General features: G+C 63.0%; 18 protein-coding genes and 1 pseudogene. 14 read left to right on the top strand and 5 right to left on the bottom strand.

The window, feature by feature from the left end; all coding sequences use genetic code 11:
• Position 1: 1 nt before the first annotated feature.
• The 6 genes and pseudogenes from PRJ_RS21935 to wspR all read left to right on the top strand — a co-directional run bounded on the left by PRJ_RS21935 (position 2) and on the right by wspR (position 6823).
• Positions 2-508, top strand: coding sequence for a chemotaxis protein CheW (locus PRJ_RS21935; RefSeq protein WP_104962449.1), 507 nt, complete (start codon positions 2-4; stop codon positions 506-508).
• Positions 505-1779, top strand: coding sequence for a protein-glutamate O-methyltransferase CheR (locus PRJ_RS21930; protein ID WP_020192786.1), 1275 nt, complete (start codon positions 505-507; stop codon positions 1777-1779). Before PRJ_RS21935 ends, PRJ_RS21930 begins: the two co-directional genes overlap by 4 nt.
• Positions 1776-2441: a chemotaxis protein CheW gene (locus PRJ_RS21925; protein WP_003252198.1), complete on the top strand. Its 666-nt coding sequence runs from the start codon at positions 1776-1778 to the stop codon at positions 2439-2441. The genes PRJ_RS21930 and PRJ_RS21925 overlap by 4 nt, the downstream gene beginning before the upstream one ends.
• Positions 2438-4726: a hybrid sensor histidine kinase/response regulator gene (locus PRJ_RS21920; protein WP_104962448.1), complete on the top strand. Its 2289-nt coding sequence runs from the start codon at positions 2438-2440 to the stop codon at positions 4724-4726. Before PRJ_RS21925 ends, PRJ_RS21920 begins: the two co-directional genes overlap by 4 nt.
• Positions 4723-5736, top strand: coding sequence for a Wsp signal transduction system protein-glutamate methylesterase WspF (wspF, locus tag PRJ_RS21915; protein ID WP_010952586.1), 1014 nt, complete (start codon positions 4723-4725; stop codon positions 5734-5736). The genes PRJ_RS21920 and wspF overlap by 4 nt, the downstream gene beginning before the upstream one ends.
• A 48-nt stretch (positions 5737-5784) precedes the next feature.
• Positions 5785-6823 (top strand): annotated as a pseudogene (gene wspR, locus PRJ_RS21910) (Wsp signal transduction system regulator diguanylate cyclase WspR).
• Positions 6824-6873: 50 nt separating this feature from the next.
• Here wspR and PRJ_RS21905 read toward each other — a convergent pair.
• Complete coding sequence (locus tag PRJ_RS21905; protein WP_104962447.1) at positions 6874-7293, bottom strand: hypothetical protein; 420 nt, start codon at positions 7291-7293, stop codon at positions 6874-6876.
• A 195-nt stretch (positions 7294-7488) separates the two neighbouring features.
• Between PRJ_RS21905 and prfB the strand changes: the two genes are divergently transcribed.
• The 7 genes from prfB (at position 7489) to PRJ_RS21860 (ending at position 14273) form a co-directional block, all read left to right on the top strand.
• Positions 7489-8584 (top strand): peptide chain release factor 2 gene (gene prfB / locus PRJ_RS21900; RefSeq protein ID WP_061405587.1). Its coding sequence is split into 2 segments (ribosomal slippage): positions 7489-7560 and positions 7562-8584, totalling 1095 coding nucleotides; the frame shifts between segments, so codons are not numbered across the junction.
• A 93-nt stretch (positions 8585-8677) separates the two neighbouring features.
• On the top strand, positions 8678-10180 hold the full coding sequence (gene lysS, locus PRJ_RS21895) for a lysine--tRNA ligase (RefSeq protein ID WP_010952588.1): 1503 nt from the start codon (positions 8678-8680) through the stop codon (positions 10178-10180).
• A 178-nt stretch (positions 10181-10358) separates the two neighbouring features.
• Entirely contained in the window at positions 10359-11063 is a 705-nt protein-coding gene (locus PRJ_RS21885; RefSeq protein ID WP_003252210.1) for a TetR/AcrR family transcriptional regulator, read from the top strand.
• 30 nt (positions 11064-11093) lie between these two features.
• Positions 11094-11642, top strand: coding sequence for a hypothetical protein (locus tag PRJ_RS21880; RefSeq protein WP_104962446.1), 549 nt, complete (start codon positions 11094-11096; stop codon positions 11640-11642).
• A 135-nt stretch (positions 11643-11777) separates the two neighbouring features.
• A complete protein-coding gene (locus PRJ_RS21870) occupies positions 11778-13055 on the top strand; it encodes a flavohemoglobin expression-modulating QEGLA motif protein (RefSeq protein ID WP_003252215.1) in 1278 nt (425 codons plus the stop codon).
• Positions 13027-13950 (top strand): alpha/beta hydrolase, encoded by a 924-nt coding sequence (locus tag PRJ_RS21865; RefSeq protein WP_020190166.1) that lies wholly within the window; start codon positions 13027-13029, stop codon positions 13948-13950. The genes PRJ_RS21870 and PRJ_RS21865 overlap by 29 nt, the downstream gene beginning before the upstream one ends.
• Positions 13947-14273: a hypothetical protein gene (locus PRJ_RS21860; RefSeq protein WP_003252219.1), complete on the top strand. Its 327-nt coding sequence runs from the start codon at positions 13947-13949 to the stop codon at positions 14271-14273. The genes PRJ_RS21865 and PRJ_RS21860 overlap by 4 nt, the downstream gene beginning before the upstream one ends.
• A gap of 139 nt (positions 14274-14412) precedes the next feature.
• On the opposite strand, the gene PRJ_RS21855 is transcribed toward PRJ_RS21860, so the two are convergent.
• From PRJ_RS21855 to PRJ_RS21840, 4 genes are all read right to left on the bottom strand, one after another.
• Positions 14413-15618: an ISL3 family transposase gene (locus PRJ_RS21855; RefSeq protein WP_104960601.1), complete on the bottom strand. Its 1206-nt coding sequence runs from the start codon at positions 15616-15618 to the stop codon at positions 14413-14415.
• A 146-nt stretch (positions 15619-15764) separates the two neighbouring features.
• Positions 15765-16556, bottom strand: coding sequence for an OmpA family protein (locus PRJ_RS21850; RefSeq protein ID WP_020190165.1), 792 nt, complete (start codon positions 16554-16556; stop codon positions 15765-15767).
• A 50-nt stretch (positions 16557-16606) separates the two neighbouring features.
• Positions 16607-17020 carry a DUF4398 domain-containing protein gene (locus PRJ_RS21845; protein WP_020190164.1) on the bottom strand — a complete coding sequence of 138 codons (414 nt, stop codon included), beginning with the start codon at positions 17018-17020 and terminating at the stop codon, positions 16607-16609.
• Between the two features lie 276 nt (positions 17021-17296).
• Positions 17297-17641 (bottom strand): hypothetical protein, encoded by a 345-nt coding sequence (locus PRJ_RS21840; RefSeq protein WP_021785939.1) that lies wholly within the window; start codon positions 17639-17641, stop codon positions 17297-17299.
• A 181-nt stretch (positions 17642-17822) separates the two neighbouring features.
• Here PRJ_RS21840 and ppc point away from each other — a divergent pair, with 181 nt between their 5' ends.
• Positions 17823-20450, top strand: coding sequence for a phosphoenolpyruvate carboxylase (ppc, locus tag PRJ_RS21835; RefSeq protein WP_104962445.1), 2628 nt, complete (start codon positions 17823-17825; stop codon positions 20448-20450).
• Positions 20451-20453: the final 3 nt, after the last annotated feature.

Genomic DNA, 20453 nt, shown 5'->3' with positions numbered 1-20453 from the left:
GATGAACGACTTGCAACTGCGTACCGCGCGGGCGGCGAACACCGAGGGGGCGTTGTACCTGCAGTTTCGCATCAGAGCGCAGCGTTTTGCCCTGAGCGTGCACGAGGTGATCGAAGTGCTGCCTCGTCAGCCGCTCAAGCCGATCGCCCAGGCACCTGCCTGGGTCGCGGGCATCCTCGCCCATCGTGGCCAACTGGTTCCGGTCATCGACCTTGCCGCCTTCAGCTTTGGCCAGCCGGCGGTGCAACGCACCAGCACCCGCCTGGTGCTGGTGCACTACCGAGGCGGCCTGCAGCTTGGCCTGATCCTGGAGCAGGCCACCGAAACCCTGCGTTGCCAACCGGACGAGTTCCAGCCCTATGGGGTGGACACAGGCGATGCGCCTTATCTGGGCCCGGTGCGCCAGGATGCCCAAGGCCTGCTGCAGCGCATCGAAGTCAATGACCTGCTGCCCGACACCGTGCACGCATTGCTGTACACGCAAGACCCGACAGGGATGCCTACATGAACGAACAGCGTTTCTTCCGCTTCTTGCGCGAGCGTATTGGCCTGGACGTGGAGTCGGTGGGCGCGCCTATGGTCGAACGCGCGCTGCGCCAACGTTGCGTGGCTGCGGGCGCGATGGACCTGGACGATTACTGGCTGCGCCTGCAGCAGTCGGCAGACGAGCAACAGGCGCTGATCGAAGCGGTGATCGTCCCGGAAACCTGGTTTTTCCGTTACCCCGAATCCTTCACTGCGCTGGCCAGCCTGGCCCATAAACGGCTGGCTCAACTGGCTGGCGCGCGCCCACTGCGATTGCTCAGCCTGCCGTGTTCTACCGGCGAGGAGCCCTATTCGCTGGCCATGGCCTTGTTTGACGCCGGCATGGCGCCTGGGGCATTCCTTGTCGATGGAATGGACATCAGCCCAAGTTCAGTAGCCAAGGCCGGGCAGGCGGTATATGGGCGCAATGCGTTCCGGGGTAGCGAACTGGGCTTTCGCGAGCGCTACTTCGATGCTCTGGACGAAGGCCACCGCCTGCATGAGCGGGTACGCCAGCAAGTCAGCCTGCGGGTGGGCAATGTGCTTGACCCGGCGCTGGCCAGCCGCGACGGCCTGTATGACTTCGTGTTCTGTCGCAACCTGTTGATCTATTTCGACGTACCGACCCAACAGCGTGTGTTCGAAGTGCTCAAGCGCTTGCTGCATCCGCAGGGTGTGCTGTTCATCGGCCCGGCCGAAGGCAGCTTGCTGGCACGCATGGGCATGCGTCCATTGGGGATCGCCCAGTCGTTTGCCTATGTACGCCATGAAGGCGACAGCGCCCCCTTGGCGGCGGCACCCGCCCAACCGGCCAAGCGTGCGTTCACGACGTTGCCCGCACCGGTTTATCCGCAGCCCAGTGTGCCGTTGCCTCGTTCACTGCGTGTGCTGCCGGTGGCGGCCAGGCCAGCGCCAGCCCGCGAGCACAGCCACGAGGGGGCCAGCGAGTTGCTGGCCGGCATTGCCCGGCTGGCCAATGCCGGTGCCAGCGAGCAGGCCCGTAGCGAATGCCAGCGCTACCTGAGCCAGTACCCGCCGTCGGCACAGGTGTACTACTGGCTGGGGTTGCTCAGTGATACCGAAGGCGATGCGCAGCAGGCGCTGAGCCACTATCGCAAGGCCCTGTACCTGGAACCACAGCACCCCGAGGCGCTGGTGCACCTGGCCGCCTTGCTGGCGGCCCAGGGTGACCTGGCCGGCGCTCGGCGCCTTCAGGAGCGCGCGGCTCGGGCTGGCCGGGAGTCTGAACGATGAACAGTGAATCCGCGATGCAATTGCTCGCCGAGGATGACGCGCACATCGACGACTGCTGGAACCGTATTGGCGTGCGCGGCGACAAGCAGTGCCCACTGCTGGAGCGGCATGTTCATTGCCGCAATTGCGAGGTGTATGCCGCCGCGGCCACGCGTTTGCTCGACCGCTATGCGCTGGTGCAGGAGCACCAGGCTGCAGCGGTGCAGCCGGACGCGGAAAACACCGGTCGCTCGATGCTGCTGTTCCGTCTGGGCGAAGAGTGGCTGGCGCTGGCTACCGCCTGCCTGGCCGAAATCGCCCCGTTGCAGGCGGTGCATTCATTGCCGCACCAGCGCTCGCGGCTGCTGCACGGGGTTGCCAATGTACGCGGTGCGTTGGTGCCGTGCCTGTCCCTGGCTGACTTGCTCGGGGTGCAGGCCGGCTCCACCGAGCAACGCAGCGCACGGGCGATGCCACGTATGCTGATTCTGGCCGCCGAAGGCGGGCCGGTGGTGATGGCTGTCGAGGAAATCGACGGTATTCACCGGCTCGACCCGCAGTTGCTGGGCAGTGGCCGGGACGCCACACGCTTCACCGCCGCAGTCCTGCAGTGGCGCGGCCGCAGCGTGCGGGTTCTGGACGATCAACACTTACTGTCTGCCGTGCAGCGGAGCCTGTCATGACCCCAGAGCAAATGCGCGACGCATCGTTGCTCGAACTGTTCAGCCTGGAGGCCGAGGCGCAGACCCAAGTGCTCAATGCCGGCCTGATGGCACTGGAGCGCAACCCTACCCAGGCCGACCAGCTCGAGGCCTGCATGCGCGCTGCCCACTCGCTCAAGGGGGCTGCGCGCATTGTCGGGGTGGATGCTGGCGTCAGTGTCGCCCACGTGATGGAAGACTGCCTTGTGGCGGCCCAGGAAGGCCGACTGCGGCTGACCGCCGAGCATATTGACGCGCTGTTGCAAGGTACCGACTTGCTGATGCGTATTGCCACACCCGGCGATGCCGGGGCGCAGGCGACCTTGCCGGTGTTTCTTGCGCAAATGGCCAGCCTGCTCGACCCGGGCGCCTCTGCCATGCCTGTCGTGCCACCGGCGGCATCCGTGCCGCCGCTGGCAACCCTGCCGCCTGCCCCCATGGTAATGCCAGCCGAACCACCGGAACCAGAGCCCGAACCCGCCCTGCGGCGCAAGGCTGGCAAGCGCGCTGGCGAAGGTGCCGAGCGGGTACTGCGTGTCACCGCCGACCGCCTCAATAGCCTGCTTGACCTGTCCAGCAAGTCGCTGGTGGAAACCCAGCGGCTCAAGCCATATCTGGCTACCCTGCAGCGCCTCAAGCGCATGCACGGCCAGGGTATGCAGGCGCTTGACGGCTTGCGCATGCAGCTGGAAGACACGGGGCAGGGCAACGAGGTGCTCGAGGCCTTGGCACAGACCCAGCGCCTGCTGGCAGAGACCCAGCAGATTCTGCAGCAGCAGGCGGCCGACCTGGATGAGTTCGGCTGGCAGGCCAGCCAGCGTGCGCAGTTGTTGTATGACACCGCACTGGCCTGCCGGATGCGGCCGTTTGCCGACGTGCTGACCGGGCAAAGCCGTATGGTCCGCGACCTGGGCCGTTCGCTGGGCAAGCCGGTGCGGCTGGTGGTGGAAGGGGAGAAGACCCAGGTCGACCGCGATGTGCTGGAAAAGCTCGAAGCACCGCTGACCCACCTGTTGCGCAATGCCGTCGACCACGGCATCGAATTGCCCGAGCGGCGCCTGCTGGCGGGCAAGCCAGACGAGGGGGTGATCCGCCTGCGGGCTTCGCACCAGGCGGGCATGCTCAGCCTGGAGCTGATCGACGATGGCGCCGGTATCGACCTGGAACGCCTGCGCAGCAGCATCGTCGAGCGCGCCCTGTCGCCCGCTGACACGGTGGCGCGGATGAGTGAGGCGGAGCTGCTGACGTTCCTGTTCCTGCCCGGTTTCAGCCTGCGTGACAAGGTTACCGAAGTGTCCGGGCGCGGCGTGGGGCTGGATGCGGTGCAGCACTTGATCCGCGAGCTGCGCGGCTCGATCGAGTTGACCCAGGTGGCAGGGCAGGGCTGTCGCTTCCATCTTCAGGTGCCGCTGACCCTGTCGGTCGTTCGCAGCCTGGTGGTCGAGGTGGGCGGTGAGGCTTACGCCTTCCCGCTGGCCCATATCGAACGCACGCTGGAAGTGACCGCCGAACAGATCGTGCAGATCGAAGGGCGCCAGCATTTCTGGCACGAAGGCCGGCATATTGGCCTGGTGGCGGCCAGCCAGTTGCTCAATCGCCCGGCTGGGCAAAGCGATGAAGCCAGCCTGCGGGTAGTGGTGATTCGTGAGCGCGAGCAGCTGTATGGCGTGGCCGTGGAGCGGCTGGTGGGGGAGCGGGTGCTGGTCGTGATGCCACTCGACCCACGCCTGGGGAAGGTGCAGGACATTTCCTCCGGCGCCTTGCTCGATGATGGCTCGGTGGTCCTGATCGTCGATGTCGAAGACTTGCTACGCTCGCTGGAAAAACTGCTCAGCACGGGCAGCCTGGAGCGCATCGAGCGCGGCAGCAGCGGAGCCCGTGGCGTAGTCCGCAAACGCATCCTGGTGGTCGACGACTCGCTGACCGTACGCGAACTGCAGCGCAAGCTGCTGGGCAACCGTGGCTACGACGTGGCGGTGGCGGTGGATGGCATGGACGGCTGGAACGCCCTGCGCAGTGAGGACTTCGACCTGTTGATCACCGACATAGACATGCCGCGCATGGACGGTATCGAGCTGGTTACCCTGGTGCGTCGCGACCAGCGCCTGCAGTCATTGCCGGTGATGGTGGTGTCCTATAAAGACCGTGAGGAAGACCGACGGCGTGGCCTGGACGCCGGCGCCGACTACTATTTGGCAAAGGCCAGTTTCCACGACGATGCGTTGCTGGATGCTGTTGTGGAACTGATCGGAGGTGCTCAGGGATGAAGATCGCCATCGTCAATGACATGCCCCTGGCCGTCGAAGCGTTGCGCCGGGCGGTCGCCCTGGAGCCCGCACACCAGGTCGTGTGGGTGGCCAGCAACGGTGCCGAGGCGGTGCAGCGTTGCACCGAGCAGTTACCGGACCTGATCCTCATGGACCTGATCATGCCGGTGATGGACGGTGTCGAGGCAACCCGGCGGATCATGGCCGAAACCCCGTGCGCCATTGTCATCGTCACGGTCGACCGTAAACAGAACGTACACCGGGTATTCGAGGCCATGGGCCATGGCGCCCTCGATGTGGTCGACACCCCGGCGTTGGGCGCTGGCGATGCCCGCGAAGCGGCGGCGCCCTTGCTGCGCAAGATCCTCAATATCGGCTGGCTGGTCGGCCAGCAGCGGGCACCTGCCGCAAGGTCGGTCGCTGCGCCGCTGCGCGAGGCTTCCCAGCGCCGCGGGTTGGTGGCAATCGGGTCTTCGGCAGGTGGCCCTGCAGCACTCGAAGTATTGCTCAAGGGCTTGCCGGCAGCGTTTCCGGCGGCCATCGTGCTGGTCCAGCATGTGGACCAGGTGTTTGCCGCAGGCATGGCCGAATGGCTCAGCAGCGCAGCAGGCCTGCCGGTGCGCCTGGCCCGTGAAGGCGAACCGCCGCAGCCAGGGCAGGTACTCCTGGCCGGTACCAACCACCACATTCGCCTGCTACAGAATGGCCAACTGGCCTACACTGCGGAACCTGTGAATGAAATCTACCGGCCCTCGATCGATGTGTTCTTCGAGAGCGTGGCACGTTACTGGAATGGTGATGCAGTGGGCGTGCTGCTCACCGGCATGGGCCGCGACGGTGCCCAGGGCCTGAAGCTGATGCGTCAGCAGGGCTTTCTGACCATTGCCCAGGACCAGGCCAGCAGCGCGGTGTACGGCATGCCCAAGGCTGCTGCGGCTATTGATGCCGCCGTGGAAATCCGCCCGCTGGAACGCATTGCCGGGCGCTTGACTGAATTTTTCGCAAAATGACGAAATGTATTGAATCACGCCGCCAGGCCGGTAGTGATCGGGTGAACAATGATGAATGATTTACCGATCGAAGGTTTCGCGACCACCAACGAAAACTCGGCAATGGTGCTGCTGGTCGACGATCAGGCCATGATCGGCGAAGCGGTGCGGCGTGGCTTGGCCAATGAAGACAACATCGACTTCCACTTCTGTGCCGACCCGCACCAGGCGGTGGCCCAGGCCATGCGCATCAAGCCCACGGTCATTCTTCAAGACCTGATCATGCCTGGCCTGGACGGCTTGACCCTGGTGCGCGAGTACCGCAACAACCCGGTGACCCAGGACATCCCGATCATCGTCCTGTCGACCAAGGAAGACCCGCTGGTAAAGAGTGCGGCATTTGCCGCCGGGGCCAACGACTACCTGGTCAAGCTGCCTGACACCATCGAACTGGTGGCACGCATCCGTTACCACTCGCGTTCCTACCTGACCCTGCTGCAGCGCGACGAGGCCTACCGTGCCCTGCGCGTCAGCCAGCAGCAGCTGCTTGATTCCAATCTGATGTTGCAGCGGCTGATGAACTCCGATGGCCTGACCGGGCTGTCCAACCGCCGGCACTTCGACGAATACCTGGAGCTGGAATGGCGCCGGGCGATGCGTGAACAGCAGCAGTTGTCGTTGCTGATGATCGACGTGGATTACTTCAAAGTCTACAACGACAGCTTTGGCCATCTGGCCGGTGACGAGGCCTTGCGCCAGGTCGCCGAAGCCATCCGTAGCTCGTGCTCGCGGCCGACCGACCTGCCGGCGCGCTATGGCGGCGAAGAGTTTGCCCTGGTGCTGCCCAACACCTCGCCAGGCGGGGCGCGGCTGGTGGCCGAAAAACTGCGCCAGACCGTGCTGGGCCTTGGCATCCCCCATACTGCGCCGACGGCTGATACGTTCTTGACCGTGAGCATCGGCCTGGCCACCCAGACTCCGGCTATCGGCAGCCATTGCCGGCAGCTGATTTCGGCGGCGGACAAGGGGCTTTACCTGGCCAAGAACAGCGGGCGGAATCAGGTGGGCGTTGCTTGAGGGTCGAATACCGCCAGCGAGCACTGATTAGAATGTTGCCGAGCATGGCTGGCGGTATCGATATCGATGCTTTTACAACCGTCACTCCACGATCTTTACGGCTCTTGTAATGCCGTGGAAGATAATTATCTTGTCTGGGTAGACTAGCTGAACTTCGGCCTTGAACTGATAAATTGAATTGATCTTGAGCGTACTGTCATCGCCGTAGTAAGGACTGGTGGGCGATGCCGGCTCGACGCTATGGGATATGCGGCCAATTGTGTCGGCGAACCTGAACTCTGTCCGGACTTGCTGCAGATTCTCTTGGGACCCACCTTCGACGCCAGGGAAGCCAAAGCTCATATCGATTCTGTATTTTAGAGGGCCACCGCTTGTGTCAATTATTTCTTTCAGGCTGAGCGTGTTGTTTCTTTCTTTCGCTAGTGTAATGGTGCCGAGTTCACCCTTAAGTTTCCATTCATTGTCTGTGGTTGATTTAGGGAAGATTTCGATGATTTTCATGCTGGCCTCGTTTAGGTGCGATTGCATGTCGGTATTGCAAGGTGAGAGTTGAATGTCAGTCGCCAGCGTTTACAACTGGCAGAAATGTCAGTTGCAGTAGCCTGTCGGTTTTGCCTGCCGGGCGGGTCTGCCGCCGCGCCTCCGACTGCGTTATACTCGCGGGCTTTTCACCGAATTCGCACGAGTAGCCCGCCCATGGAAATCCAACCGATCCTGAACACCATCAAGGACCTCACCGAGCGTTCCCAGTCAATTCGGGGGTATCTTTGACTACGATCACAAGCATGACCGCCTGATCGAAGTCAACCGCGAGCTGGAAGACCCCAACGTCTGGAACAAGCCTGAGTACGCCCAGGCACTGGGCCGCGAGCGTGCCATGCTGGCCCAGGTCGTCGAGACCCTGGACAAGCTGTCCAACGGCCTGGGTGACTGCCAGGACCTGCTCGACATGGCCGTCGAAGAAAATGACGAAGGCGCCGTCGGCGACGTCGTGACCGAGCTGGAAAGCCTGGAAGAAAACCTGGCCCAGCTTGAGTTCCGTCGCATGTTCAGCGGCGAGATGGACATGAACAACGCCTACCTGGACATCCAGGCCGGTTCTGGTGGTACCGAGGCGCAGGACTGGGCCAACATCCTGCTGCGCATGTACCTGCGCTGGGCCGACAAGCGTGGTTTCGATGCCACCATCATCGAGCTTTCCGAAGGTGAAGTGGCCGGTATCAAAGGTGCAACCGTGCACATCAAGGGCGAATACGCCTTCGGCTGGCTGCGCACCGAAATCGGCGTGCACCGCCTGGTGCGCAAGAGCCCGTTCGACTCCGGTGCCCGTCGCCACACGTCGTTCTCGGCGGTGTTCGTATCGCCCGAGATCGACGACAAGGTCGAAATCGAGATCAACCCGTCCGACCTGCGCATCGACACCTACCGCTCCTCCGGTGCCGGTGGTCAGCACGTGAACACCACCGACTCGGCGGTCCGTATCACTCACGTACCGACCAATACCGTGGTGGCTTGCCAGAACGAACGCTCCCAGCACGCCAACAAGGACACCGCCATGAAAATGCTGCGGGCCAAGTTGTACGAACTGGAAATGCAGAAGCGCAATGCCGCCTCGCAGGCGCTGGAAGACAGCAAGTCGGACATCGGCTGGGGCCACCAGATTCGCTCCTACGTGCTGGATGACTCGCGCATCAAGGACCTGCGTACTGGCGTCGAACGCAGCGACTGCCAGAAGGTCCTCGATGGCGACCTTGACCAGTACCTGGAAGCGAGCCTCAAACAGGGCCTGTAAGCCGCACTCCACTGCCGCGATACCTGGCTACCCGCCGGTATCGCGTGCCCTGCCCGAAAAGGGCAACGAATACCTGATGGAAAGAATGACGACATGAGCGACCTGAAGACCGAATCGCAAGACCTGCAACAGGAAGAAAACGCCCTGATCGCCCTGCGCAAGGAAAAACTTGCCGCCGAGCGTGCCAAGGGCAATGCCTTCCCCAACGACTTCCGTCGCGACAGCTACTGCAACGACCTGCAGAAGCAATACGCGGACAAGACCAAGGAAGAGCTGGAAGCAGCCGCGATCCCGGTCAAGGTCGCCGGCCGCATCATGCTCAACCGTGGTTCGTTCATGGTTATCCAAGACATGACTGGCCGTATTCAGGTCTACGTCAACCGCAAGACCCTGCCGGAAGAAACCCTGGCCGCGGTCAAAACCTGGGACCTGGGCGACATCATCAGCGCCGAAGGCACCCTGGCCCGTTCCGGCAAGGGCGACCTGTACGTCGAAATGACCAACGTGCGCCTGCTGACCAAGTCGCTGCGCCCGCTGCCCGACAAGCACCACGGCCTGACCGACACCGAGCAGCGCTACCGCCAGCGCTACGTCGACCTGATGGTCAACGAAGAAACCCGCCACACCTTCCGTGTGCGTTCGCAGGTGATCTCGCACATCCGCAAGTTCCTCATCGAGCGTGACTTCCTCGAAGTCGAGACGCCGATGCTGCAGACCATCCCGGGCGGCGCCGCTGCCAAGCCGTTCGAAACCCACCACAATGCCCTGGACATGGCCATGTTCCTGCGTATCGCGCCGGAGCTGTACCTCAAGCGTCTGGTGGTTGGTGGTTTTGAGAAAGTGTTCGAGATCAACCGCAACTTCCGTAACGAAGGCGTTTCGACTCGTCACAACCCTGAATTCACCATGCTCGAGTTCTACCAGGCCTACGCCGACTACCGCGACAACATGGACCTCACCGAGGAACTGTTCCGCGAGCTGGCGCAACTGGTACTGGGCTCCACTGACGTACCGTACGGCGACAAGGTCTTCCACTTCGGCGAGCCGTTCGTACGCCTGTCGGTGTTCGACTCGATCCTCAAGTACAACCCGGAGCTGACCGCCGCCGACCTGCAGGACGTCGACCGCGCCCGCGAGATTGCCAGGAAAGCCGGCGCCAAGGTGCTGGGCCATGAAGGCCTGGGCAAGCTGCAGGTGATGATTTTCGAAGAGCTGGTCGAGCACAAGCTGGAACAGCCGCACTTCATTACCGAGTACCCGTTCGAAGTGTCGCCGTTGGCCCGTCGCAACGACGACAACCCGGCCGTTACCGACCGTTTCGAGCTGTTCATCGGTGGCCGCGAAATCGCCAACGCCTACTCCGAGCTCAACGATGCCGAAGATCAGGCCGAGCGCTTCCTGGCCCAGGTGGCCGAGAAGGACGCGGGTGACGATGAAGCCATGCACTATGACGCCGACTTCGTTCGTGCGCTGGAGTACGGCATGCCGCCGACCGCCGGTGAAGGCATCGGCATCGACCGCCTGGTGATGCTGCTGACCAACTCGCCGTCGATCCGCGACGTCATCCTGTTCCCGCACATGCGTCCGCAGGCCTGAGTGAGCTGAACGAGCCGCCTTTCGAGGCGGCTTTTTCTTGCCTGAAGCTTTATGTTGTCAGTACCGGCCTCTTCGCGGGTAAACCCGCTCCTACAAAGGCCTTGTAGGAGCGGGTTTACCCGCGAAGGGGCCAGCACTGACGAAACACGCCCATGAGGTATCCCCCGTGACACCCGCCATGCCTGACCAAGGCGCCGCCGGCATCGCCACCGCCGTCGCCGAAAGCGTGCAATACCAAGGCCGCAAGACTGCCCGCCAAGGCAGCGAACAGCGTCGCCAGTTGATTCTCGATGCCGCCATGCGCATTGTCGTGCGCGATGGCGTGCGCGGTGTGCGCCACCGGGCAGTGGCCGCCGAGGCCGGCGTGCCATTGTCGGCCACCACCTACTACTTCAAGGACATCGAGGACCTGCTCACCGATACCTTTGCCCAGTACGTCGAGCGCAGTGCGGCTTACATGGCCAAGCTGTGGGCCAACACCGAGGTGGTGTTGCGCCAGTTGCTGGCACAGGGCGATGGCAGCCCGCAGGCCCGGGCGCGGCTGGCTGACGAGGTGGCGCGCATGACCGCCGACTACGTTCAGCGGCAACTGCTGAACCGCCGTGACTTCCTGATGGCCGAGCAGGCTTTCCGCCAGGAAGCATTGCTGTGCCCGCGACTGGCTGAGCTGGTGTGCGCTCATGAGCAGATCCTGCTGCACGGCACCCGGCAATTGCTGCAGGTCGTGGGTTCGCGGCAGCCGGAGCAGGATGCACAGATGTTGACGGCGATTATCGAGCAGTTGGAATATCAAGGCCTGCTCAAGCAAGCGAATGCGCAAGCCGATGGGCAGATGCTCGCTATGCTTACCCGATACCTGCAGCTGGTGCTGGCATCGGCCTGAGCCGAGAACGACCTTTTCAAGGAGAACCTGATGAGAGCCTGGCGTGTGGTGTTGTTGACTTTGTCATTCCTGCTGCTGGGCGGTTGTCTGGTGACCTTCCATGAGCCTTTGCCCAGCAACCAGGCAGCGCCCAAGGCCTTGCTCGGCAAGTGGAGCAGCAAGGACGCCTGGGGAGAGCCGTTGAAACTGGTGATCAGCCGTAGCGGTGGCGACGCCTACAAGGCAGTGGCCACGGCCAAGGGCAAGGCGCCTGAAGAGTACGTGTTCACCGTGTCACGCCACGGCAACCGCTGGTACTTGTCGGCTGGCGTGCCCAAGCGCCTGGGCGGCAATTTCCTGATTGGCGGCTTCGATATCGTCGATGGCAAGGAACTGGTGGTCTACAACCTGGATGTCGAGCAGGTACAGCAGGCGGTGGACAAGAAGGAACTGAGCGGTCGTAGTACCGAAGTGCCGGAGGACAACGGCGACGGCGTGCTGATCGACAGCCCGGCGGCGCGGGTGCTGGCCTACCTGGACGACCCGGCCAACTCCGACCTGTTCGTCGAAGTGGCGCGGTTCCAGCGCTCGGGCAAATGACCGTGTTGGCGTCTTCGCGGGCTTGCCCGCTCCCACAGGTATTTCACAGGTATCTGATCCTGTGGTGCCCCTGTGGGAGCGGGCTTGCCCGCGAAGAGGCCGGTACAGGTTTCGTGTACTAGAAAGGAGTTCCCGGTGGACGAATACCAGCAAACCATCCGCGCCCTGTCCGACCGCATCGTCGCAGCACAGACGCCTATCCGGGTCCTGGACGCGGTGAAGTGGGACGACAACATCCGCCAGGGCTTTCTCAAGGCCAAGGGCAAGGAGCCGCCGGCGGTTGATCGCGCCTACTACCAATCGCGCCCGCTGTCGTTCGACTCCAGCGCGGTCAAGGCCGAGTTCCAGGGCATCGAGCGCGACATCATTCGCCAGTTGGGCCAGTTCAACCCGGTCGGGCAGATCATGAAGCGCATGTGCCGCGAATACCGCATGGTGGTGCGCATGCTTGAAGCACGCGGTACCGAGGACTTCGGCCTGATCTCCCAGGAGCTGTACGGCGCCGCCTCGGATGCCTTCCACGCCGGTGACCCGACCCTGGCCGACCTTGGCCTGATGCTGTCGGACTACCTGAACAACATCGATGGCCGTGGTGACCTCAAGGATGAGCCAAAGAATCTCACCGCCAAGGAGGCGGTGGAGATCCTCCAGCACCGGCTGAACAACGTGTTCGGCGAGGCCGAAGGGACCATTCGCGTGTTCGAGTCCGACGGTATCGTCGCCGACGCCGCAGCCGGTGCCGACTACATCAAGGTGCGTGCCGATGCCATGTTCAACGCCCGCGATGTGCGCGCCCTGGAGGTGCACGAAGGGTTGGTGCATGTCGGTACCACGCTCAATGGCCTGAACCAGCCGATCTGCACCTTCCTGGCCAAAGGCCCGCCATCGTCGACGGTAACCCAGGAGGGCCTGGCGATTCTCATGGAGGTGATCGCCTTTGCCTCCTACCCCAGCCGCCTGCGCAAGCTCACCAACCGCACCCGTGCCATCCACATGGTCGAGGAGGGGGCAGACTTCATGCAGGTCTACGGTTTCTTCCGCGAGCAGGGCTTCGAGATGGCGCAGAGCTACAGCAACGCCAGCCGGGTGTTCCGCGGCTCGGTGCCCAACGGCCTGCCATTCACCAAGGACTTGTCCTACCTCAAGGGCTTCATCATGGTTTACAACTACATTCAGTTGGCCGTGAAGAAGGGCAAACTGGAACAGATCCCGTTGCTGTTCTGTGGCAAGACCACCCTGGAAGACATGCGGACCCTGCGCCAACTGGTCGAGGAAGGGTTGGTCGAGCCGCCCAAGTACCTGCCTGAACAGTTCCGCGACCTGAGTGCGCTGTCGGCCTGGATGTGCTTCTCCAACTTCCTCAACCACCTGAGCCTGGATCGCATTGAAGCCGACTACGCGAACATTCTCTGAGCACTGCCGCCTGCTCGTCCTCGGCCTGGTCCTGCTGAGCCTTGGCGGCTGCAGCAGCCTGTTGTTCTACCCCGAGCGTGGTCAGGCCTTCACCCCTGAGCGTGCCAAGCTGGAATACCGCGATGTCACGCTGACCACTGCTGATGGCATCCGCCTTCACGGTTGGTGGCTGCCAGCCAAGGCCGGGGTCGAGGTCAAGGGCACGGTGCTGCACCTGCACGGCAACGGCGGTAACCTGCCAGGGCACCTGGGGGGTAGCTACTGGCTGCCGGAGCAGGGCTACCAGGTGTTGATGATCGATTACCGCGGCTATGGCTTGTCTCAGGGCCAGCCGAGCCTGCCGGAGGTTTACCAGGACATTGCTGCAGCCATGGCCTGGCTGCAGCAGGCGCCCGAGGTCAAGGGCAAGCCGCTGGTACTGCTGGGGCAGAGCCTGGGCGGTGCCATGGCCATTCATTACCTGGCGGCCCACCCCGAACAGCGTCAGCGCTTCAGCGCCCTGGTGTTCGATGGTGTGCCGGCCAGTTACCGCGCGGTGGGGCGCTTTGCGCTCAGCACTTCCTGGATGACCTGGCCATTGCAGGTTCCGCTGTCGTGGCTGGTGCCGGACGGCGACAGCGCGATCCGCTCGATCGAGCGATTGAGCAGCCCGCCCAAGTTGTTTTTCCACAGCATCGACGACAACCTGGTGCCGATGGACAACGGCATCCGCCTGTATCAGCACGCGCCACCACCGCGGGTGCTGCAACTGACCCGAGGGGGGCACGTGCAGACCTTCGCCGACCCTACCTGGCGCCAGGTGATGCTGCGGTTCCTCGATGATCCCAGCCATTTCAACGGCCTGCGGCGGCTTGCCGAAGTGCCCAATTTCCCTGACGAGAAGAACAAGCAATGAGTGAAGAACGCAACGCCATCCCGCTGATCCTGACCGGCGTCGGCAGCATCATCGTGACGGTAGGGGCTTTGTGGTATTACGGTTACCTGCATTTCGCCAAGCCCGAAGATGCCCTGCTGCTGCAGGACTTCACCATGCTCAAGACCATCCCCGGCGAGGACTACAAGGTATCGCTGGACCCGGCGCCGCAAGTGGCCCAGTGCGTCGACGGCGTGCTGGTGCTGTTCGACACCCAACAGAAAGGCCTGACCGGCGTGCTGGTGGACAACCGCAAGCGCGCGGTGCGCTGCATGGGCGAAGAAACACCGCAGCAGGTGCAGTGAGCCATTTCCTTGCTGCCTGAACTCGCCTCTTCGCGGGCACGCCCGCTCCCACAGGGTCGCGCAAAACTCGAAACTGGCGCCGTACCTGTGGGAGCGGGCGTGCCCGCGAAGAGGCCAGAACAGGCAAAAGAAAGGTTCTTCACGGATTGCCGGGAAAGTCATTCTTGATCTTCATGAAAAAGAATTCGCTGTCCCGGTAACCGTAAGCCATCCGCTTGATCACCTTGATCCGGTTGTTGATGCCTTCCAGCTGGCCCGTATGCATCGGCCATCGCACCCTGCTCAAGATGCCGCGCCAGTATCCCTTCAGGCGTTTAGCAAACTGCTTCAGTGCCGGTATCGCGCTTTCATCAGCCAGACGCAGCCACTGCTTCCAGGCTGATCGCCAACCCCAGGCGGTGGTGGGCGACCACAGCGCTTTTAACTCTGCTTTCATCAGATAAACCGTCATCAGCGATTGGTTAGCCGACAGCAGATCCCTCAGGTGCACCTGTTGATCTTTTCGCTTGAGATTTTCCGGATTACGCAGCAGTAGCCAGCGTGCTTGCTTGATCACCCTGCGCGCGGGTTTGTCATGGCGCAGACGGTTGGCTTCGTCGACCCGTACCCGGTCAATCACCTCGCGCCCATACTTGGCGACTACATGAAACAGGTCGTAGACCACGCGTGCCTGAGGGCAGTGTTGGCGTACCTCCAGGTCAAATGCGGTGTTCATGTCCATCGCCACTGCTTCGATCCGCGCACAGCCTTCTGGCCCCAACTCCTCAAAGAAGGGCCTGACAGCCGCTCTGCTACGTCCTTCGCCAATCCACAGAACCCGGCGGGTATCGGCGTCCAGCACCACGCTGGCGTAGCGATGGCCTTTGAACAGGGCGAACTCGTCCATCACCAGGCGCCTGGGCTGGGCCTTTGGTAGCTTCTCTAGAGCGGCTTGTAGAGCTCGTCGCTCCAGCAAGCGCACACTGTCCCAATGCAAGTCAAACAGCTCAGCGACGTGCAGGGTAGGCAGCCGCTGGCAAGCCTGGATCACGGCCTCGGCCAAGCGCTGGGTCATACGCGAATAGCGATCAAGCCAGCTGACTGACTCCATCCGCTTGCCGCATGCGCGACACCCAACGCGCCGCAGTTCCACATTCAACCGTACCGCATGGCCAAGAATGGGGAGATCACGGATCGAACGCTGGCAGTATTCGTGGATGGCGGTGCTGGGCTGATGGCAGCCGCTGCAGGTGGGGAACCTAGTGGGCTGCGGAATCAGGTCGATCAGCAGATCGTCGCCGTCAGGCCTGATGGCAATGACAGAAAAGCCCTCCCAAAAGGGCAGAAACGTATTAATATCGTGCACAAGAACGCCGGTTTGTTGATGTGTTTGCTCGCACGAACATCATCCATCAAACCGGCGTTCTTGTTTCTGTCTTTCCCGGGATTCCGTGAAGAACCAAAAGAAAGCCCCGCGTCGATCGCGGGGCTTGTCCTTTCAGCTAGCCAGCCTTAGCGCTGAACCTGGCTCACCGAGCGTGGTGCCACCGGCTGGTTGTCGTTGGAGATGGTCACCTCCACCCGACGGTTCTGCGCACGTCCCGAGTTGCTCGAGTTGTCCGCTACCGGGTACTCCTTGCCATAGCCCTGGGAAACGATACGCGCCGGATCTACCCCGGCACGTACCAGTGCCATGCGCACGCTATTGGCGCGGCGTTCGGACAGTGTCTGGTTGTAGTTGGCCGAGCCGACGCTGTCGGTGTAGCCCTCGACGATCACCTTGCGTTCCGGGTTTTCCTGAAGGAACTGGGCCAGCTTGGTGATGTTCGGGTAAGCGCTGCTCTTGAGTTCGGCCTTGTTGAAGTCGAACAGCACGTCGCCGAAGGTCACCAGCGTTCCGCGGTCGGTCTGCTTGGCGTTGAGGCTGTCCTGCAGCTTGGCGATCTGCGCGTCGCGGGCATCCAGCTTGGCCTGCGCGCGCTGGGCCGAGGCGTTTTTCAGTTCAGCTTCGGCAGTACGCAGGGCAATGGTCTGCTTGGCCACTTCGACGCGCTGGTTGGTCAAGTAGGCCAGTTGGTCGACTTTCTTCTCGTCTTCACGGTCCATGTACGCCTTGTCGGCCTTGTTCAGCCAGTCCTGGGCGTCCTTGGTCTCCAGTGCCGCGACCTTGCTCGCTTGCGGGTCGCTCTGCAGCGAGGAGAAGTTGGTGCGGGCCGCTTCCAGATTGGCATTCGGATCGTGCGAGCAGGCAGCAAGACCGACGCTCAGGGCCAGCAGGGCGGGAATCATGACGTGTTTGCGCATAGTGTTCATCCTTTGATCGTGTGCGAAGGCTAAGGTTGGCGGGGCAGGGCTCACTGAACGCTGCGCAGGCCTTCCTCACGTACGTCCTGAACGCCCTGGCGGGCATCCTGCACGGCCTTCTGGGCTTTGGCTGCCTGGGCCTTGCGTTCGGCGAGGCGGGCATCCCACTCGGCCTGTTGGGCCAGGCGCTTGGCCTCGTCGTACTTCTTGTCGTGCATGGCGATTTCGGCTTGCTTGAACTTGTCCTGAGCCGCTTTCATTTCAACGGCAGCGAACTCGGTACCGCCAGCGCTGACGGCGGAGTTCACGGCGGACTGGGTGACGGCATACTGCTCGGTGGGCGGATTGCCCGCACAGCCGGCCAGGACCAGGCTACTGCCCAGCGCCAGCGCGGCCAGCTTGAACCCGCGCACATGAGTGGATGACAGTTTGCTAGTGCGGGTCTTCATGGTGGTCAGCTCCATTGGATCACTCCTGATAACGACGATGTCCGTAGCAGTCCATCGCTCAATCCCTGACATAACCGCGCGCTTCAGTTCAACGGTGCACGAGGGCAGTGTGCAGGGTTTTAGCGTGATGGCTATTGGCTCCGACTCGAAGGTTTTTCGAATAGTTCAGAAAAAAGCGCCGTGATCGGATAACTATTTCTGACTGATCGGTCAGTGCGATTTGCCTGGAACTTTCCCAGGCTGGAGCGGTATTCCGGGCCTTGAGCAGGCCCGGAATGCTGGCGCGCAGGATTATTTGTCGCTGTCGACTGTCGCGTTGCTCAAGTTGTGCAGGTGTTGGCGGGACAGGGAGAGAAAGCGCGGCGTAGGACCAACGTCTTCGTACAACGGGTCGCCTTCTTCGTCGGTGGCGATGACCTGGCGACCCTGTACATAGGGGAAGCTGGCCTCCAGTTCTTCAAGGGCGGCGGCGACCAGTTCGCCGAGCAGTTCTTCGGCGGTGCGCTTGGGGTACATGTCGATCAGCGCGGCCAGGCGCGCTTCGGACTCCAGGTCCAGGTGCAGGACATGACCGGTACGGCTGAGGGTGCCGGCGGCATTCTGTTCCCAGTGCTGGGCGAGTTCACGGATTTTCATGATGACCTCTGTTGACGCCTGGAAAGGCTGCACTGCATGGGAGTGCTGTGCTTTCACTTTAGTTTGGTTTGGCCGATCACGGCTTGCCATCGTCGTTCGGCTGTGGGCACTCTTGGGGGATACCGCTCGCTCCTGCACAGGGCGCGCTGAGGCTGATAGGGATGTAACGGAGAGAGCGCCAATGACCGATATCGATGTGCGTTTGCGTGAAGATGTCCATGTGTTGGGTGAGCTGCTTGGCGAAACCATTCGCCAGCAGCATGGCGATGCGTTCCTGCAGAAAATCGAGGACATCCGCCACAGTGCCAAGGCCGACCGTCGCGGCCCGGGTGAGCAGCTGAGCTCGACCCTGGCGGACCTGGCCGAAGAAGACCTGCTGCCCGTAGCGAGGGCCTTCAACCAGTTCCTCAACCTGGCCAACATGGCCGAGCAGTACCAGTTGATCCGCCGCCGTGACGCCGACCAGCCCGAGCCATTCGAAGCGCAGGTACTGCCCGAGCTGCTGGGGCGCTTGAAGCAGGCCGGCCACAGCAACGATGCCCTGGCCCGGCAACTGGCCAAGCTCGATATCCAGCTGGTGCTCACCGCACACCCCACCGAAGTGGCCCGCCGCACGCTGATCCAGAAGTACGACGCGATCGCCGGCCAACTGGCCGCACAGGACCATCGTGACCTGACCCCGGCAGAACGCCAGCAAGTGCGCGAGCGCCTGCGGCGGCTGATCGCCGAGGCCTGGCACACCGAGGAAATCCGCCGTACCCGGCCTACGCCGGTAGACGAAGCCAAGTGGGGTTTCGCAGTGATCGAGCATTCACTGTGGCATGCCATCCCCAGCCACCTGCGCAAGGTCGACAAGGCCCTGCTGGAGGCCACTGGCCTGCGCCTGCCGCTGGAGGCCGCGCCGATCCGCTTTGCCTCGTGGATGGGTGGGGACCGTGATGGCAACCCCAATGTGACGGCTGCCGTCACCCGCGAAGTACTCCTGCTGGCGCGCTGGATGGCCGCCGACCTGTTCCTGCGCGACATTGATGCACTGGCCGCCGAGTTGTCCATGCAGCAGGCCAACGACGCCCTGCGCAAACAGGTTGGCGACAGCGCCGAACCCTACCGCGCAGTGCTCAAGCAACTGCGCGACCGCCTGCGTGCGACACGCGCATGGGCGCATTCGGCCTTGACCAGCAACCAACCGGCCGGTGCCGACGTGCTGGTGGACAACCGCGAGCTGATCGCGCCGCTGGAGCTGTGCTACCAGTCACTGCACGAATGCGGCATGGGCGTGATCGCCGAGGGGCCGCTGCTCGACTGCTTGCGTCGTGCGGTGACCTTCGGCCTGTTCCTGGGCCGCCTGGACGTACGCCAGGACGCTGCCCGCCACCGTGATGCGCTGACCGAGATTACCGATTACCTGGGCCTGGGGCGTTACGCCGACTGGGATGAGGAGCAGCGCATCGCGTTCCTCCAGGCCGAGCTGAAAAACCGCCGGCCCCTGCTGCCTGCGCATTTCAAGCCGCAAGCGGACACCGCCGAAGTGCTGGCGACCTGCAGGGAAGTGGCCGCCGCGCCGGCCGCCTCGTTGGGGTCTTACGTCATCTCCATGGCCGGTGCCGCCTCGGATGTACTGGCGGTGCAACTGTTGCTCAAGGAAGCCGGCCTGACCCGCCCCATGCGTGTGGTGCCACTGTTCGAGACCCTGGCCGACCTCGACAACGCCGGCCCGGTCATGCAGCGCCTGCTTGGCCTGCCGGGCTACCGCGCGGGCCTGCGCGGCCCGCAGGAAGTGATGATCGGCTACTCCGATTCGGCCAAGGACGCCGGCACCACGGCTGCTGCGTGGGCGCAGTACCGGGCTCAGGAAAACCTGGTGCGCATCTGTGCCGAGCATCAGGTCGAGCTGCTGCTGTTCCACGGCCGTGGCGGTACGGTCGGGCGAGGCGGCGGCCCGGCCCATGCCGCGATCCTGTCGCAGCCACCGGGTTCGGTGGCGGGGCGTTTCCGCACCACCGAGCAGGGTGAAATGATCCGCTTCAAGTTCGGCTTGCCGGGCATTGCCGAGCAAAACCTCAACCTGTACCTGGCTGCCGTGCTTGAAGCCACGCTGTTGCCACCACCGCCCCCGCAGCCGGCCTGGCGTGAAGTGATGGACCAGTTGGCCGCCGATGGTGTCCAGGCCTACCGCAGCGTGGTACGGGAGAATCCCGATTTCGTCGAGTACTTCCGTCAGTCGACGCCAGAACAGGAACTGGGGCGCCTGCCGTTGGGCAGCCGCCCGGCAAAACGTCGCGCCGGGGGCATCGAAAGCCTGCGGGCCATCCCGTGGATCTTCGGCTGGACCCAGACCCGGCTGATGCTGCCGGCCTGGCTGGGCTGGGAAACGGCGCTGACCAATGCCTTGGCCCGTGGTCAGGGTGAGTTGCTGGCACAGATGCGCGAGCAATGGCCGTTCTTCCGCACCCGCATCGATATGCTGGAAATGGTGCTGGCCAAGGCCGATGCGCAAATTGCCGAGGCCTACGACGAACGTCTGGTGCAACCGCACCTGCGTCCTTTAGGTGCGCACCTGCGCGACCTATTGTCGCAGTCATGCCAGGTGGTGCTGGGCCTGACCGGGCAGCCGGTGCTACTGGCGCACAGCCCCGAGACACTGGAATTCATTAGCCTGCGCAATACCTATCTGGACCCGTTGCACCGCCTGCAGGCAGAGTTGCTGGCCCGCTCGCGCAGCCGCGAAGCCGCTCTGGACAGCCCGTTGGAGCAGGCCTTGCTGGTGACCGTGGCGGGTATTGCCGCCGGGCTGCGCAACACCGGCTAAGGG

The organism is Pseudomonas sp. XWY-1 (assembly GCF_002953115.1).
Taxonomy (GTDB): domain Bacteria; phylum Pseudomonadota; class Gammaproteobacteria; order Pseudomonadales; family Pseudomonadaceae; genus Aquipseudomonas; species Aquipseudomonas alloputida.
This window is presented reverse-complemented; position numbering and strand designations above follow the sequence as displayed.